The organism is Plantactinospora sp. DSM 117369 (genome assembly GCF_053764795.1).
Map to the genome: position 1 here is coordinate 5,415,435 of NZ_CM132446.1, position 15,285 is coordinate 5,430,719.

At 72.4% G+C, this 15,285-nt stretch carries 11 protein-coding genes; 5 read left to right on the plus strand and 6 right to left on the minus strand.

Annotated elements, in window-relative coordinates:
- Nucleotides 1–155: 155 nt before the first annotated feature.
- Nucleotides 156–1,262: an L-dopachrome tautomerase-related protein gene (locus ACSMXO_RS23530; RefSeq protein WP_455413788.1), complete on the minus strand. Its 1,107-nt coding sequence runs from the start codon at nucleotides 1,260–1,262 to the stop codon at nucleotides 156–158.
- A gap of 245 nt (nucleotides 1,263–1,507) precedes the next feature.
- Here ACSMXO_RS23530 and ACSMXO_RS23535 point away from each other — a divergent pair, with 245 nt between their 5' ends.
- Nucleotides 1,508–2,446, plus strand: a complete 939-nt coding sequence (locus tag ACSMXO_RS23535; RefSeq protein ID WP_455413789.1) for a golvesin C-terminal-like domain-containing protein — start codon at nucleotides 1,508–1,510, stop codon at nucleotides 2,444–2,446.
- 63 nt (nucleotides 2,447–2,509) lie between these two features.
- On the opposite strand, the gene ACSMXO_RS23540 is transcribed toward ACSMXO_RS23535, so the two are convergent.
- Nucleotides 2,510–3,544 (minus strand): TRM11 family SAM-dependent methyltransferase, encoded by a 1,035-nt coding sequence (locus ACSMXO_RS23540; protein WP_346256451.1) that lies wholly within the window; start codon nucleotides 3,542–3,544, stop codon nucleotides 2,510–2,512.
- A 230-nt stretch (nucleotides 3,545–3,774) separates the two neighbouring features.
- Between ACSMXO_RS23540 and ACSMXO_RS23545 the strand changes: the two genes are divergently transcribed.
- Complete coding sequence (locus tag ACSMXO_RS23545) at nucleotides 3,775–6,153, plus strand: M64 family metallopeptidase (protein WP_455413790.1); 2,379 nt, start codon at nucleotides 3,775–3,777, stop codon at nucleotides 6,151–6,153.
- A 108-nt stretch (nucleotides 6,154–6,261) separates the two neighbouring features.
- Here the strand turns inward: ACSMXO_RS23545 and ACSMXO_RS23550 are convergent, their stop codons facing one another.
- The 3 genes from ACSMXO_RS23550 to ACSMXO_RS23560 form a co-directional block, all read right to left on the minus strand.
- A complete protein-coding gene (locus tag ACSMXO_RS23550) occupies nucleotides 6,262–8,109 on the minus strand; it encodes an Hsp70 family protein (RefSeq protein WP_455413791.1) in 1,848 nt (615 codons plus the stop codon).
- Between the two features lie 29 nt (nucleotides 8,110–8,138).
- A complete protein-coding gene (locus ACSMXO_RS23555; RefSeq protein ID WP_346256448.1) occupies nucleotides 8,139–8,990 on the minus strand; it encodes an SAM-dependent methyltransferase in 852 nt (283 codons plus the stop codon).
- 94 nt (nucleotides 8,991–9,084) lie between these two features.
- Complete coding sequence (locus ACSMXO_RS23560; protein WP_455413792.1) at nucleotides 9,085–9,888, minus strand: hypothetical protein; 804 nt, start codon at nucleotides 9,886–9,888, stop codon at nucleotides 9,085–9,087.
- A 398-nt stretch (nucleotides 9,889–10,286) separates the two neighbouring features.
- On the opposite strand from ACSMXO_RS23560, the gene ACSMXO_RS23565 reads away from it, so the two are divergent.
- From ACSMXO_RS23565 to ACSMXO_RS23575, 3 genes are read left to right on the plus strand one after another with little or no spacing between them, the layout of a single operon-like run.
- Entirely contained in the window at nucleotides 10,287–10,742 is a 456-nt protein-coding gene (locus ACSMXO_RS23565) for a (2Fe-2S)-binding protein (RefSeq protein WP_455419294.1), read from the plus strand.
- Complete coding sequence (locus ACSMXO_RS23570) at nucleotides 10,739–11,710, plus strand: FAD binding domain-containing protein (protein WP_455413793.1); 972 nt, start codon at nucleotides 10,739–10,741, stop codon at nucleotides 11,708–11,710. The genes ACSMXO_RS23565 and ACSMXO_RS23570 overlap by 4 nt, the downstream gene beginning before the upstream one ends.
- A 2-nt stretch (nucleotides 11,711–11,712) precedes the next feature.
- On the plus strand, nucleotides 11,713–13,929 hold the full coding sequence (locus ACSMXO_RS23575) for a xanthine dehydrogenase family protein molybdopterin-binding subunit (RefSeq protein WP_455413794.1): 2,217 nt from the start codon (nucleotides 11,713–11,715) through the stop codon (nucleotides 13,927–13,929).
- On the opposite strand, the gene ACSMXO_RS23580 is transcribed toward ACSMXO_RS23575, so the two are convergent.
- Nucleotides 13,897–15,240 (minus strand): hypothetical protein, encoded by a 1,344-nt coding sequence (locus tag ACSMXO_RS23580; protein ID WP_455413795.1) that lies wholly within the window; start codon nucleotides 15,238–15,240, stop codon nucleotides 13,897–13,899. The two genes, ACSMXO_RS23575 and ACSMXO_RS23580, sit on opposite strands and share 33 nt — an antisense overlap.
- Nucleotides 15,241–15,285: the final 45 nt, after the last annotated feature.

The window sequence follows — 15,285 nt, forward strand, 5'->3', positions numbered from 1 at the left end:
CGCCGACCGAATAGCTCGTTACCATAGCCCGATCAGGTTGCTCCGGAACGAAAGACCCCGTATCCCCACCGGACGATCTTTCCTTGTCGGACGATGGTCGGTTCCGGTGCCGACATTGTCGTTGATCACTGGTAGGTGATCGAATACCCTGCCGATCAGGGCAGCAGCGCCACCGGGCCGGCGTCGATACCGACCCGGAACAGGGCGTACGGGCGGCGTCGGCGGTCCACCCCGCCGGAGTAGTCGGCCTGCCGGTGGAGTTGGTTGGCGGTGACGTAGAGATATCCGTCGGCGCCGACGGACATGGTGTCCGGCCAGAGCAGGCGCGGATCGCGTAGCAAGGTCTCGAACCGGCCGTCCGGGTGCCGGCGCAGGACGGCGTTCTGCTCGTACGCGGTGAGGTAGACCCGGCCCGCGTCGTCGCTCTCCAGCCCGTCGGAGCCGGACCCCTTGTCGCCCTCGTCCCGGACCGTCGCCGCCACCTCGGCGTCGTCCAGGGACCGGTCGACCAGCGCGTCGGTCGAGACGCTGTAGAGCCGGCGGGAGGCGAGCGGGCAGTAGTAGAGGCGGCTGCCGTCGGCCGAGATCGCGATCCCGTCGGAGCCCATCGAGACCGGGCTCGGCGGTCCGTCGGGCGGGCAGACCAGGAACGGCCGCCCCTCGACCAGCGGCCGGAACGTGGCCAGCGGTTCGGCCTTGGTGGAGGGATGGTCGTTCAGCCGCCGCCAGGCCGTCCCGCTGGCCAGGTCCACCACGACGATCCCGTTCGGACCGGAGTTGGACGAGTCGGTGAGGAAGGCGACCCCGGCCGAGCGGCGGCGCAGGTCGAACCGGACGTCGTTGAGGTACGAGGTGGGCAGCGCCACGTCGGCGGGGAACACGATGGTCTGGGTGACCAGATCGGTGTCGAGGTCGACGCAGACCAGTTTGGGACCGCCGGTGCGGGTCGGCTGGAACTGGGGGCTGCCGGTGTCGAGCACCCAGAGCCGGTCGGTCGGATCGACGACGACGCTCTGCACCGAGACGAAGGCGCCGGCGTCGTCGTCGCCGTGCGGGTTGTTCCAGTCCTGGTCCGGATAGGGCACGCAGGCCCCGTCCCGCAGCTCGGCGACGGTGGCGTCGACCTGGTCTCCCCAGCGCGGGAAGTTGACGAAGATCCTTCCCTGCCGGGAGACGGTGACCCCGGTGGGCATGGCGCCGGAGAAGGTGTGCACGGTCTCCAGCCGGCCGAGCGGCTCTTCGCTGGTCAGTTCGTCGCTCATCCGGCCCCCCGTGGCCCGCCCACATAAGAGCGGCCGAGTCCGCGACCGGCTCGGCCACCACGTCACTGTAAGCCGAGCAACGGCGCAGAATACCTGAATAGCCGGATTTGCCGCTGATATCCAGCCTCACCCTGACCCGCACGTGAAGGCACAGTCGCACATCGATGTAGAACTCTTTCCAACAGCGCTCGCGATTGGTTAAATACCTTCAACTTTCCGCCTCGCCTGCGCCGAAGGGCCCTTCGATGAAGACCGGATACGCACGTAGCCTGGCCATCCTCACCGCGGCCGCACTCGCCGCCCCGATCCTGCTGACGGCCACTCCCGCCAGCGCCGCGACGGTGACGGTCGACAACGCCACCGCCGACCGCTTCACCGCCAGCGCCAACTGGGGTACGTCCACCTGGTCCGCCGACCGGCAGGGCCCCGACTACCGGTACGCCACCCCGGACACCACCGCCAGCGACGTGGCCTGGTTCAAGGTCAACGTACCCAGCGCCGGCAGTTACCTGGTGGAGGTCTTCTACCCGGCCGACCCCGGCTACAACAACGCCACCCCGTTCGTCGTCGCCACCACCAGCGGCAACCAGAGCGTCCCGGTCAACCAGCGGACCAACGGTGGCCAGTGGGTCAGCCTCGGCACCTTCTCGCTCGCCGCCGGCGACTACAACGCGGTCGGGGTCAGCCGGTGGACCAGCGGCACCGGTTACGTGGTCGCCGACGCGGTCCGGATCACCACCGCCACCGGTGGCGGCACCAGCTTCTCCCTGCCGCTGCCCCGCACCGCGCTGCCCCGCAGCGAGTACGACGACCCGCACCACGACTATCCGGCGATCGACCTGCCGGTGCCGACCGGCACGGCCGCGTACGCCGTCCGGGCCGGCACCGTGGTCCGGATCAACGACAGCAGTTGCGGCCAGGGCATCAACCTGACCGGCACCGACGGGGCGATCTACACGTACTGCCACTTCTCCGCCTGGTCGGTGGCGTCCGGTGCCACCGTCACGGCCGGGCAGCGGATCGGCTCGACCGGCAACACCGGCAACTCGACCGGCCCGCACCTGCACTTCGGCATCCGGACCGGCAGCACCCGCCGCTGCCCGCAGAACTTCCTGCTCGCCCTCTACGACGGCGTCACCCCGCCCGCCGCCAGCAGCCTGCCCACCAGCGGTTGCAGCTACTGAGCTGTCCGGAAGGGCCCCCGCTCGTCGTCTTCGTGGCGGGGGCCCTTCCTGACCAGCACACCCTCAGCGCTTGCGGGCGACCAGGATGTCGCGGACGATCGCCTGGTCGACCCGGTGGGCGAACTCCAGGTACGGGCCGTCCGCCAGCACCTCCAGGCCGGCGTCGGCGAGGACCCGGGCCGCCTCGTCCCGGCGGGCCACCTGGGTGTTCCAGGCGATGCCGAGCGCCCCACCGGGCCGGAGCAGGTCGACCCAGACCGGCACCGCCTCGGCGAGCAGGGCGAGCGGGCTGCGCGCCAGCCCGTGCCCGGCGCTGCGGCTGCCGTGCTGTACGCCGTACGGGGCGTCCGCCACCAGTAGGTCCTGGGTGCCGGGCCGGAAGAACTCCGCACTCCGGACGGTGTCCACCTGCACCACGTCCAGCCGCTGGGTCTGGCCCGCCCGGTAGGACTCCTTGTCGGCGGCAAGGTCGACCTGCAACCGTCGGGCCACCACCTGCCGGTTCCGGCGCACCGGCCCGGACTCGGCCCGATGCTTCACCCGCTTGCGCTTCAGCCAGGTCTGGATGTACGTCGAGTACGCCTCGAAGTCCTTCTGGTCGCGATCCACCCCGGCGGCGTCGTACCCGTACATCAGCGCCTGGTTGAGGGTGGTGCCCCGGCCGCAGAGCGGGTCGAGCACCCGGAACTTCCGGTCCAGCATCTGCGGGGCGAAGTCCGAGGCGAGCAGCGTCACGTTGAGCAGCAGCTTGGTGAACTGCTCGTTGGTCTTGCCCGGATACTTCGGGATCGTCAGCAGGTCGTCGTCGAACCGGTCCAGCGGGCGCAGCTCGACCGGCCGGAGCAGTCCGCCGGTGACCTCGAACAACACGTAGATCGACGACAGGTTGGCCAGGTACGCGACGTCGCGTCCGTCGAGCTGGTCGGCGGTGAAGGTGACGTAGCGGACGCCACCGAGCACGGTCTCGGCGATGTCGTGCAGCCGGCCGCCGAGCACGGCCCGGTCGAACACCGCCAGCTCGGCCCGGGTCAGCGTCACCGAGGCGTCCGCGTAGACGCGGTTCGACGACGGAGAAATCAACAACGCGTACTGGCTCATCTGTCCTTCCGGCAATTCGCGCGCTTGCGACCGGTAGATGCTAGTCGGCGCTCCGCAGCCGCCTCCGTCGAGGTCAGCCGGGGTGTCGGTACGGCGGCGGATACTTGCGGCAGTTGATGGATGACCGGCCCCGGCGCAGCGGGTTAGCCTTCCCCGATGATCTATGCCGACTGTTCTGTTCCGGGCCCGTACCCGGAGCCGACCACCCCCGAGTCCGGCAGGTGACGTCGATGAGATTGACCGCGTCGAGAAGACGGAAACTCGCCACCCTCGCCTCGCTCTGCCTGGTGGCCGGGCTGGTGGGGCTGGCCCAGCCCAGCCGGGCCGCCGCCGAGCCCGAGGTGGGCAGCGCCCGGCTCGTCCCGCTCCAGGTCACCGGCCCGGCCAGCGAGCGGCTCAACCTGATCCTGCTCGGCGACGGCTACACCGCGGCCGAGCTGCCGAAGTTCCACGCCGACGTGGACCGGCACATGAACGTGCAGTGGAGCATCGAGCCGTACCGCAGCTACCGGAACTACTTCAACGTCTACGTGATCGAGATCGTCTCCGGTGAGTCCGGCATCCGCTGCGACCCGGACGACGATCCGCCGGACCCGGACCGGATCACCCCGCTCGGCCTGCACTACGCGGACGGCTGCACCAACCCGCTCGCCCGGGGCATCACCTTCCAGCCGTACGGCACCCAGGCGCTCAACCGCTATCTCCAGCAGCTCGTCGCGCCGCTCGGGGTGACCGCCAGCAACCGGCAGATCCTGGCGATCGCCAACACCGACACGTACGGCGGGATCGGCGGCACCAACGCGACCACCTCCGGCGGCGCCCCGCAGGGGCCACTGATCAGCCCGCACGAGCTGGGCCACTCGCTGGGACAGCTCCAGGACGAGTACCCGTACTCCAACCGCCCCGACCCGGGCGGGCCGTACTGCACCGACGACTGCGCCGAGCCGAACTCGCGGCACCACACCCGGCTGACCGAGCAGCAGATGATCGAGCAGCAGGCGAAGTGGTGGCGCTGGCTCGGCGAGGAGAGCGAGTCCGGCGGCACGATCGGCCGCTACGAGAGCGGCATGTACGCCACCTCGGGCGTCTGGCGGCCCAGCGAGCACTCCATCATGCGCTGGATCGGCTTCTACTACGACCAGGTCAGCCGCGAGATCATGACGCAGCGGATCTCCGGCCGCCGCAACACCAACGCGATGGCGCTCTCCGCCACCCCCACCGACCAACCGGTCGGGCGCACCGACGTGCTCTGGGTGGAGACCCAGCATCCGGTCTACCACGAACTGGACGTGCGCTGGGCGGTCAACGGGGTCGCGGTGCCGGACACCCACAACAGCCGCAACCTGGACCTCGCCGACCTGGACGTCCGGCCCGGCGACGTCGTACGGGTGACGGTGTCGGATCCCACCGAGTTCGTCCGGGACCCGGCGATCCGCAACGGGCCGGCGCTGACCCAGAGCCGGCAGTGGACGGTCGGCGCCGAGCCGAGCCCGCCGTCGGAGGTGGAGGTGGCGTTCACCGCCTCGACCCAGACCGACGAGCGCGCGGTCGGCGGCCAGGACGTGGTGTACGTCGAGACGACCCACCCGGTCGACCGGGTACTGGACGTGACCTGGCGACTGGACGGCACGGTGTTGCCGAACCCGCACAACAGCCGCAACCTCGACCTGGGTGCGCTGCGACTGGCTCCGGGCAGCTACCGGCTCACCGCGACGGTGACCGATCCGGCCGCTCCCGACGGGGACTCGGAGACCCGCACCTGGACGGTCGACAACCTCGAGGCGGGTACCACGGCGACCCTCTCGACGCCGGTCACCACGCTGCCGGGCGGCGGCACCCCACACCACGTCTACTTCGAGCGGTTCACCATGGGGCTGGAGCCGACCGACGACCGGCCGGGGTTCACCGTCGGGGAGTTCCGGCTCGACCGGGACGGCTGGTTCAACTACTTCGGCTGGCCGGACGCCCCGGCCGGTACGCCGTTCCTGTTCACCCCCACCGGCACGGTGGTGAAGTCGCTGGTCTACGGCAACCTCGGCTCGGGCGGGCTCTCCAAGGCGGTCTTCGAGGAGACCGAACCGGGCTACGGCACGCACACCGTCGAGCACCGGGCGATCGACGCGGCCGGCAACATCGGCTCGGCGGACGAGTTCCGGACCACCGTGCTGCCGGGTTCCTCGCCGGCCTGCACCCGGACGATCTCCGGTGCCCGGGCCGGCGACCTGACCGTCGCCTCCGGGGTGACCTGCCTCAAGGACGCTCGGGTGGCCGGCCGGATCACCGTACGCCCCGGTGCCTCGCTGATCGTCTCGGGCGGTGAGATCTCCGGCGGGATCAGCACCGACCGGGCGGTCGCGGTGCAGATCTTCGGCGCGACGGTCAGCGGCGCGGTCCAGATCAGCGGCAGCACCGGCACCGTGGCGAGCGTGGGCAGCACGTTCAGCGGCGCGGTCCGGCTCGCCGGCAACGCCGGTGGTGAGCACGGGCTGGCCATGGCCGGCAACCGGATCAGCGGCCTGCTCTCCTGCACCGGCAACGGGCGGGTGGCCGACTTCGGGGTACGCAACGAGGTCCGTGGCCACGCCTCGGGCGAGTGCACCGGGTGGTGACGGTGACCGGCTGATCGGCCCCGGGCCGGTGGTGGGTGCCTCGGGGTACCACCATCGGCCCGGCCGTCCGGCGGGCACGCCGTCCGGCCGTCCGGCGGGGAGACGCCGTCAGGCGTGGTCGCGCCAGATTTCCCGCAGCGGCTCGATCCCGGCCGCCGGGTCCAGGTTGAGCACCGCGGCGCCGAGCCGGTAGGTGTAGCGGTCGGTGGGCTCCCAGTAGATGCCGGGCCGGTCGCCGGCGGCCCTGAACTCCACGTACGCCTGCAGCGGCCCGCTTCTGGCCTGGTGGCTCACCTCGCCGGAGAGTTCGATCACTCCGCTGTACCGGTCGATGACGCCGTCGGAGATCTGGGTCCGGTGGTCGTCCGGCGAGTGGTTCGGCAGCTCACGGGGGGCGCCGGAGTTGTAGAAGTATCCGATCCAGTCGTTGCCCTGACACCGTACGACGGCTCTGAAGTTGTCGTCCGGCATCTCCAGCCCGGTCTCGTCCCGGTGCCGCGTCGCGTCGCCCGACCGCTCGCACCTGTCGGCCGCGGCGATGAATCTCCCCGCGAACTCGCGCAGGTCGCTGTCGTCGCCGAAGGCCCGGGCGGGGGAATCGGTCCGCCACCAGATCACACCGCCGACGGCGGCCAGCGCCAGCACGGCCACCGCCCCGGCCACCACGGCACGACGGCGCCGCCGGGGTCCGGTACGGCCGGCGGCACCCCACGGCGGCGCGGACGCGCCGGAGAGCGGGCCCGGCACTGGCGCGGACGCCCAGGGCGGAGTCGGGGGCACGCCGGAAAGCGGGGCGGGCGCGCCGGGCGGAGCCGCGGAGCCGGCGTGCGGATTCGGCGCCTCGGCGTGGCCGGCGACGCCGACCGGCTCCCTGATCGCCATCGCCGGCAGGTGCAGCCCGCCCTCGGCCACCACGAACTCGGGCTGCTCGATCGCGACCGGCGCCATCTCCGAGTGCTGGTGCAGCAGCGTCGCCACCAGTGGGATCCGGGTCGATCCACCGACCAGGAAGACGGCGCAGACCCGCTCCCGGTGATCCCGGTGGTAGTTGTCCAGGGTCTGCACGGCCAACCGGACCGCCCGGGTCAGCACCGGTCGGGCCGCCTGCTCGAACTCCTCCCGGGTAACGTGCACGTCCCGGTTGAGGATGGGGAGGTGCACCGAGGCCGTCGGCTGGCGGGAGAGCATCTCCTTGGCCGCCTTGGCGTCGTCCCAGAAGAGCCGGAAGTCGCGGAGGTCCTCCGGTCCGGCCGGAACGGTCAGCCGGCGCCATCGTTCCGGATCGCTCGCCGCCACGGCCGCGCCGATCCGCTCCACCACGATCGCGTCGAGGTCCACTCCGCCGAACGCGTCCATGCCGTCGGTCGCCACCGTCTCGAAGGAGCCGGGCGTCCGGCGTACGACGCTCACGTCGAAGGTGCCGGCGCCCAGGTCGAAGACCATGATGGCCTGGCCCGGCGCGAGTTGCCGCCCGAGCACCCGGACGAAGTACGCGGCGGCGGCGGACGGCTCGTCCACCAGCCCGACCCGGGGCAGCCCGGCGAGGGCGGCGGCCGAGTGCAGCACCTGTCGTCGGGCCGGTCCCCAGGTCGCGGGGTGGGTGATCGTCACCGTTGCCGGCGCCTGCCCGGCCGCGCGGACCGCCTCGGCGTAGACCCGCCGCAACCCGGCCGCGACCAGCTCGGCGATCGGGTACGCCCGCTCGCCGAGCAGCAGTTCACCCGCGTCGACCATCCGCTTCGGATTCGGTTCGTAGCGGGCCGGGTCGACCCGCGCACTGCGCTCGGCGTCCCGCCCGACGAGTATCCGGCCGTCGGATGTGGCGAAGACGGCGGAGGAGAGCAGCGGGGAGCCGTCGAACACCAACGGCCGGACCCGGCCGTCCGGCCACCGCAGCATCCCGACCGTGTGTGAGGTCCCGTAGTCGACAGAAAGCGCGAAGCTGAGGCCCGTCACGGCACCGGAGTCTACGAGACCCGGCAGGCTCAGGGCCGGCGCAGCACGCCACCGTACTCGTAGAACCGGGTCTCCTCCGCTCCCCTGCCCAGGTACGGCCGGAGCGCCTCGTCGACCGGTGCGAGCGGCGGCTGGGTCGGGTCGGGGCGCCAGGTCTTGACGTCGACCAGCCCCGGCTCGACCGGCTCGAAGTCGCGGACGAACTCCGCCACCTCGTCGACCATGCGGTTCTTCCAGGGGATGCCCATCTTCTTCACCATCGCGTTGCCGGCGTCCACTCCGGCCCGGTCGGTGCCGGCGAGCTGCGAGTAGCCCAGGTAGCTCTCCGGTGCCATCGCCTCGCGCATCACCGCGAGCAGGTGGCGGACCTTGTCGTCGTCGACGATGGAGTGGGTGACCGAGAGCAGCAGCACCGCGACCGGCCGGGAGAAGTCGATCATCTTGCGGACGTCGGAGTCGGCGAGAATCCGCTCCGGCTCGGTGACGTCGGCGGCGATCACCCGGGTCGTCTCGTCGTCGGCCAGCAGCGCGCGCCCGTGCGCCAGCACGATCGGGTCGACGTCGACGTAGACCACCCGGGCCCCGGGCTGGAACTGCTGCGCCACCTGGTGCACGTTCGCCTGGGTCGGCAACCCGCTGCCCAGGTCGAGGAACTGCCTGATACCCAGGTCGCGGGCGAGGAACCGGACCGCCCGGTAGAGGAAGAGCCGGTTCTCCCGGGTCACGTCCAGGCTGGCCGGGTACTGCGAGTTGACGAACTGCACGGCCGCCCGGTCCACCGGGAAGTTGTCCTTGCCGCCGAGGGAATAGTCGTACATCCGGGCCGAGGTCGGGACGTCGATCGGAAAGGCGGGGTAGCCTCCGTCGTTTGGCGCGGTCACGAGATCAGCTCCGTACGGATCGAGGGGGACGGATTACCAGCGTAGCGGGTCCGTCGACCCTCCCTTTGCGAGCGTTGACCCGAACGCGGGTCGCTCAGCGGCCACAGCCCACCCGGTGCGGGGCGAGGGCGATGTCGTCGATCCAGAGGTCGAAGTGGTCCGGGGTGGGGCCGCCCTGGTAGAGCTGCCAGCCGATCTTCACCGTGTCGGCGCGGGGCAGGACGAAGTCGACGGGGTTGCCGCCGTGTTCGGTGGTGCTGACCGTCATCTCGGGCTGGGCGACGCCGTCGATCCAGACCGCGACCCGGTTGTCGGTGGCATCCCACTGCCACTCGAAGCACTGCCACCGGTCCTCGACGGTGGGCGCGGACTCCCGCCAGTTGGTCCAGTCGCCGGTCGGGCCGCCGTCGGCGCCGACGCCCCAGAACGACCCGCCCAGCGGTGGCGCCCACTGGCCGCCGATCGGCCGGACCACCTCGGCGCTGCCCGGGCCGGTCGCCTCGACCAGGGTGAAGTGGGCCCAGTCGGGCGCGGTCGGGAAGGCGTCCACCTTCAACCGGATCCGGCCGTAGAAGCTGTTGCCCGGCGCGGCGAAGTCGTCCACCTTGAGGAAGGCCCGGCCGTTGCCCTCGGTGTGCACCCGCAGCACCTTGTCGTGCCGCTGCCGCTCGACCGTCAGGATCCCGTCCTTGGTGTCGATGCCCCAGGCCAGCGAGGCGGCACCGCCGGTGGGCAGCCGTTCGAAGTCCTCGCAGAACAGCAGCGTGCGGGGACCGCAGCCGCCGGGCCGGCCACCGGGCCCGGCCTGGCCGGCGCCGGCCTGCGCGGCGCCGCCGCTGGCGAGTACCGCAGCGGCGGTGAGGAGGATGAGAGGGAACCGTTTCGTCAGCCCGACCATGGCGCAAGAGCATGACAGATATCGATGGGTGGCGCCACCCGGGGGCACCCGACACCCCACCGGGTCCATCGACATTGACGATCATCTTTGGTTTACTGGAGGGCCCCGGCCGTGGTCCGGTGCCCCACCGCACCCCGCGTACGCGTACGCGCCCCCGCACCGGCCGGTGGCACGTCCGGAGGTGTGTGATGAACAGTGGGTCCGGATCGGACTCGCCCCCCGTCGACGTCCTACCCTCAGGGGTGTCCCGGCGCGATGTGCTGCACCGGACGGCGGTCACGTCGGCCGGGCTGGCCGTCGGCGCGGCGGCCGGGCCGGCGGTCGACAGCGGGCTGGCGGAGCCGGCCGGGGCGGCACCGGCACCGGAGGCGGCCGGCGCGGCGACCGTCGAGGTCACGCTGGCGGTCAACGGCCGTACCGAGCGGCTGCGGATCGACTCCCGGGTCACCCTGCTGGACGCGCTGCGCGAGCGGCTCGGGCTGACCGGTTCGAAGAAGGGCTGCGACCGGGGCCAGTGCGGCGCCTGCACGGTGCACGTCGACGGCCGGCGGGTGCTCTCCTGCCTGACCCTGGCGGCGGCCACCGCCGGGCACCGGATCACCACCGTGGAAGGACTGGCCGACGGCGACCGGCTGCACCCGGTGCAGCAGGCGTTCATCGACTGCGACGCCTTCCAGTGCGGGTTCTGCACCTCCGGGCAGATCATGTCGGCGGTGGCCCTGCTCGACGAGGGGCACACCGGCTCGGACGACGAGATCCGCGAGCACATGTCCGGCAACATCTGCCGCTGCGGGGCGTACGAGAACATCGTGGCCGCCGTCCGGACGGCCCGGCGGAGCGGGGCGGACCGATGAGGCCCTTCGACTACCGCACCGCGCAGAGCGTGTCGCAGGCCGTCGCGGGCGGCGGGGCCGGCACGGCCTACCTGGCCGGCGGGACCACGCTGGTGGACCTGATGAAGCTGGAGGTGATGACCCCGCGCCAGGTGGTGGACATCAACCGGCTGCCGCTGCGCGGCGTCTCGGCCGACCGGGACGGGCTGCACGTCGGTGCGCTGGAACGGATGAGCGACGTCGCCGGGCACCCGCTGGTGGCCGGCGGATATCCGGTGATCGCCCAGGCCCTGCTGCGCAGCGCCTCGCCGCAGTTGCGCAACATGGCGAGCATCGGCGGCAACCTGCTGCAACGGGTCCGCTGCGGCTACTTCCGGGACACCAGCACCGGCTGCAACAAGCGCCGGCCCGGCTCCGGCTGCCCGGCGGTCGACGGCGAGAACCGCGGCCACGCCATCCTCGGCACCAGCGACTCCTGCGTCGCCACCCACCCCAGCGACCTGGCCGTCGCCCTGGTCGCGCTGGACGCGCGGGTCCGGCTGGTCGGCCAAGGCGGTACCCGGGACGTCCGGCTCGCCGACTTCTACCTGCTGCCCGGGGACACCCCGGACCGGGAGCACGACCTGCGCCCGGGCGAACTGGTCACCCGGGTCACCGTGCCGCCGCTGCCCTGGGCCACCCGGTCGGCGTACCTGAAGATCCGGGACCGGCAGTCGTACGAGTTCGCCCTCGCCTCGGCGGCGGTGGCGCTGGAGCTGCGCGGTGGCCTGGTCCGGGACGTACGGGTGGCGGTCGGCGGGGTCGGCACCCGGCCCTGGCGGCTGCCGGCGGTGGAGGACGCGCTGCGTGGCAAGGCTCCCCGGCCGGAGGTGTTCGACGCGGCCGCCGCGCTGGCGGTCGAGGCGGCCCGCCCACTGGCGCACAACCGGTTCAAGACGACGCTGGTCCGGCGCACCATCGTGCGCGCCCTGACGAATCTGGTGGGATGACGATGAGCGGCGCTGCACGGACGGTCTCGGTCAACCGGGTCGACGGCCGACTCAAGGTCACCGGTGCGGCCCGGTACGCCGCCGACCAGCCCGTCGAGCGGGTCGCGCACGGCTACCTGCTGCTCAGTACGGTCGCCCGGGGCACCATCCGGGCGATGGACGTCGCTGCCGCCGAAGCCTCCCCCGGCGTACTGGCGGTCTACACGCCGTTCCGCTCGCTGGCGCTGCTCGGCAGCGGCACGCCGTTCAGCGTCGGACACAGTTGGCTGCCGTTGCAGGACACCGAGGTGCGCTATCACGGCCAGGCGATCGGGCTGGTGGTGGCGGAGACGTTCGAGCAGGCCCGGGACGCCGCCGCGCTGGTCCGGGCCGACTACGAGCTCCGGCCGGCGGCGGTCTCCTTCACCGACGGCATCCCGGGGGCCACCGATCCCGGCCCGATGATGGGCGAGCCCGCCCGGTTGGAGTTCCTGGCCGACGGGGTCGGCTCGATCGACGACGCGCTGGCGGCCAGCGAGGTGACCGTCTCCGGCACCTACCAGCAGCCGGGCAAGCACCACAGCGCGATGGAACCGCACGCCTGCGTCGCCGCCTGGCAGGACGGGACGCTCACCCTCTACACCGGCACGCAGAGCGCGTCGCTGACCGTCGGCGCGATGGCGGCGGCGCTCGGCGTCGAGGCGGCGAAGGTGCGGGTGGTCAGCCCGCACGTCGGGGGCGGCTTCGGCAACAAGATCGCCACCTGGGCGCATCCGCTACTCGCCGCCGCTGCCGCGCGTACGCTGGGCCGGCCGGTCAAGGTGGTGCTGACCCGGGAGCAGACCTTCACGATCAGCGGAAACCGTTCCGCCGTACGCCAGACGGTGCGCCTGGGCGCCCGCCGGGACGGCACCCTGGTCGCGGTCAAGCACCAGGTCTGGGCCAGCCAGTCCGCCTCGGGCGGCATCTTCGAGAGTTCGGCGCACACCACCTCGCGCTATCTCTACCAGACCGAGAACCTGCACCTGGAGCAGAAGATCGTCACGCTGGACGTGCCGCCGCCGACCTGGATGCGGGCGCCCGGCCAGGAGTCCGGCTCGTTCGCCCTGGAGAGCGCGCTCGACGAACTCGCCGCCGAACTGCGGTTGGACCCGGTCGAGCTGCGGCTGCGCAACTACGCCACGGTCTATCCGGGGCGGAACGTGCCGTGGTCCAGCAAGCACCTGGACGAGTGCTACCGGGTCGGCGCCCAGCGGTTCGGCTGGGCCCGCCGCAACCCGACCCCCGGTGCCGTCGTGCAGGGCGAGTGGCTGGTCGGGATGGGGATGGCCACCGCCAACTATCCCGGCGAGCGGTTTCCGGCCTCGGTGAAGGTACGGTTCCTGCCCGACGGCGACGTCTCGGTCTCCAGCGCCACCGCCGACCTCGGCACCGGGATGTGGACCGTGCTCGCCGTGCTCGGCGCGGAGGCGCTCGGCCTGCCGGTCGCCCGGATCCGCAGCGACCTCGGCGACTCCACGCTGGCCGCCAACATCGGCGCGTTCGGCTCGGGCGCCACCGCGAGTACCGGCCCGGCGGTGGCCGCCGCCGCCGAGGCCGCGAAGACCGCGCTGATCACACTCGCGGTGACCGACGAGCGGTCGCCGCTTGCCGGGGTGCCGGCCGCCGACGTCCGGTACGACCGGGGCGAACTCGTGACCCCGGACCGGCGGATCGGCTTTCCGGAGCTGCTGCGCGCGGTCTCCTCGGCCGGCGTCGAGGCGACCGGCACCGCGGCACCCGGCCCGGAGCACCGGCAGCACGCCTTCACCTCGTTCGGCGCGCACTTCTGTGAGGTCCGGGTCAACCGGTGGACCGGCGAGCCCCGGCTGAGCCGGATGACCACGGTGATCGACGGCGGGGCGATCATCAACGCCAAGACCGCCCGCAGCCAGATCATCGGTGGCGTCATCTTCGGCATCGGCCAGGCGCTGCTGGAGGGCGCCGCCGTCGAGCCGGAGACCGGCCGGATCGCCAACGGCAACTTCGCCGACTACCTGCTGCCGGTGAACGCCGACATCCCCCCGATCGACGTGCACTTTCTCGACCACCCGGATCTGCTGTTCAACCCGCTGGGCGCGCGCGGCATCGGCGAACTCGGCACGGTCGGGGTCGCCGCCGCGATCGGCAACGCCGTCCACAACGCCACCGGGCGGCGGATCCGCGAGCTACCGATCACCCTGGACAAGCTGCTCGACTGAGGACGGCGCCTCGACCGAGGGCGGCCGCGCGTGCCCGCCGACCGGGGACGGTGCCGGTCGGCGCCGCCGGACGAGCAGCACCGGCAGCCAGGGGGCGGTGCCGAGCAGCACCAGCAGGGTGAGCAGCGGCAGCCGCCACCAACCGGAGGTCTGCGCCGGCAGCCCGGCGGGCGACTCCGCCACCCACGGCCGGGCCGTCTTCGACCAGGCCAGAAAGGCGTCGCCGATCGGCACCGCGCCGAAGGCGTACCGCTTGGACCACGGGGTCTCCAGGGGTACCCCGGCCAGCTCGCCGTAGTTCGCCAGCGCGCCGGCCAGCGCGGCGTCGCCCTGGACCTGTGCCGCGCCCAGCGTCACCACGGTCGCCGAGAGGCTGACCCCGAGCAGCAGCGGGCCGGAGTCGACGTCACCCGGGCCGGAGGTGCCGGCCGGATACTCCCGGACGGCCGGGCCGAGCCCGAGCGGCGTGGCCACGAACCGGTCCCGGAAGCCGAGGTACTGCTCGCGGGCGAAGCCCGGGTCCACGTCGACCAGGAACCGCAGGATCATGCTCTGCGAGGTGGCCCGGGCACCCTCGGCGGGTGCCCCGGTCGCCGGGTCGACCCGGTGCGGCAGCAGCCCGGTGGCCGGGTCGAGCCGTTGGCGTACCCCGGCCAGCCACCGGTCGACGGTGCCGCCGAACCGGGCGGGCAGCAGGGTGTCGTGCAGCCGCAGCGAGGCGACCGCCACGGTGGAGTCGACCGGCCAGGCCTGGTCCGGGTACGCCGGCAGGTAGGGCGACGCCGACGCGTCGAAGGCCGCCCCGAGCGCGACGGAGTCGTCGGTGAACCTGGCCAGCTCGGCCGGATCCCGTGCCGCCCCCGGTTGCAGGCTCAGCACGCCGCCGCGCAGCCAGTTGGTCCAGCCCCGGTAGAAGACGCCGTACGACGGGGTGAGGTCGGGGCTGAACGGCGCGCGGCCGGCCGGTGAGTCGAGGCGGTCCAGTGCCCAGCGGGCCTCCCGCAGGGCGGTGCCCCGCTCCGCCTCGGGCTGGCGCAGGCCGAGTTCGACCCAGCTCAGCCCGTAGAGGGTGTGCAGGAAGAAGTAGCCCTCGGGGAAGAGCTGCTGTGCCGCCTCCCCCGCGCCGCCGGTCAGCTCGGCGCGGAGGAAGGCGAGCTGGCGGCGTACTCCGGGCGGGTCGGCGGCGGGACCGGCGGTGGCCGGCACGACCAGCCGGACCGCCCCGCTCACCGCGCCGGCCGTGACCACGACGGCGAGCAACAGGTACGACCAGCGCAGCACCCGGCGCGCCGTCGTCGATCTTCCGAACACCCCGCCGAGGCTAGGTCGTCTGTCAAGATAGGACGACCGATCCGC

What these genes read in the sequence shown, in the direction of transcription:
- ACSMXO_RS23530 (WP_455413788.1), bottom strand. Translation starts at nt 1,262, where the DNA reads ATGAGCGACGAACTGACCAGCGAAGAGCCGCTCGGCCGGCTGGAGACC.
- ACSMXO_RS23535 (WP_455413789.1), top strand. Translation starts at nt 1,508, where the DNA reads ATGAAGACCGGATACGCACGTAGCCTGGCCATCCTCACCGCGGCCGCA.
- ACSMXO_RS23540 (WP_346256451.1), bottom strand. Translation starts at nt 3,544, where the DNA reads ATGAGCCAGTACGCGTTGTTGATTTCTCCGTCGTCGAACCGCGTCTAC.
- ACSMXO_RS23545 (WP_455413790.1), top strand. Translation starts at nt 3,775, where the DNA reads ATGAGATTGACCGCGTCGAGAAGACGGAAACTCGCCACCCTCGCCTCG.
- ACSMXO_RS23560 (WP_455413792.1), bottom strand. Translation starts at nt 9,888, where the DNA reads ATGGTCGGGCTGACGAAACGGTTCCCTCTCATCCTCCTCACCGCCGCT.
- ACSMXO_RS23570 (WP_455413793.1), top strand. Translation starts at nt 10,739, where the DNA reads ATGAGGCCCTTCGACTACCGCACCGCGCAGAGCGTGTCGCAGGCCGTC.
- ACSMXO_RS23575 (WP_455413794.1), top strand. Translation starts at nt 11,713, where the DNA reads ATGAGCGGCGCTGCACGGACGGTCTCGGTCAACCGGGTCGACGGCCGA.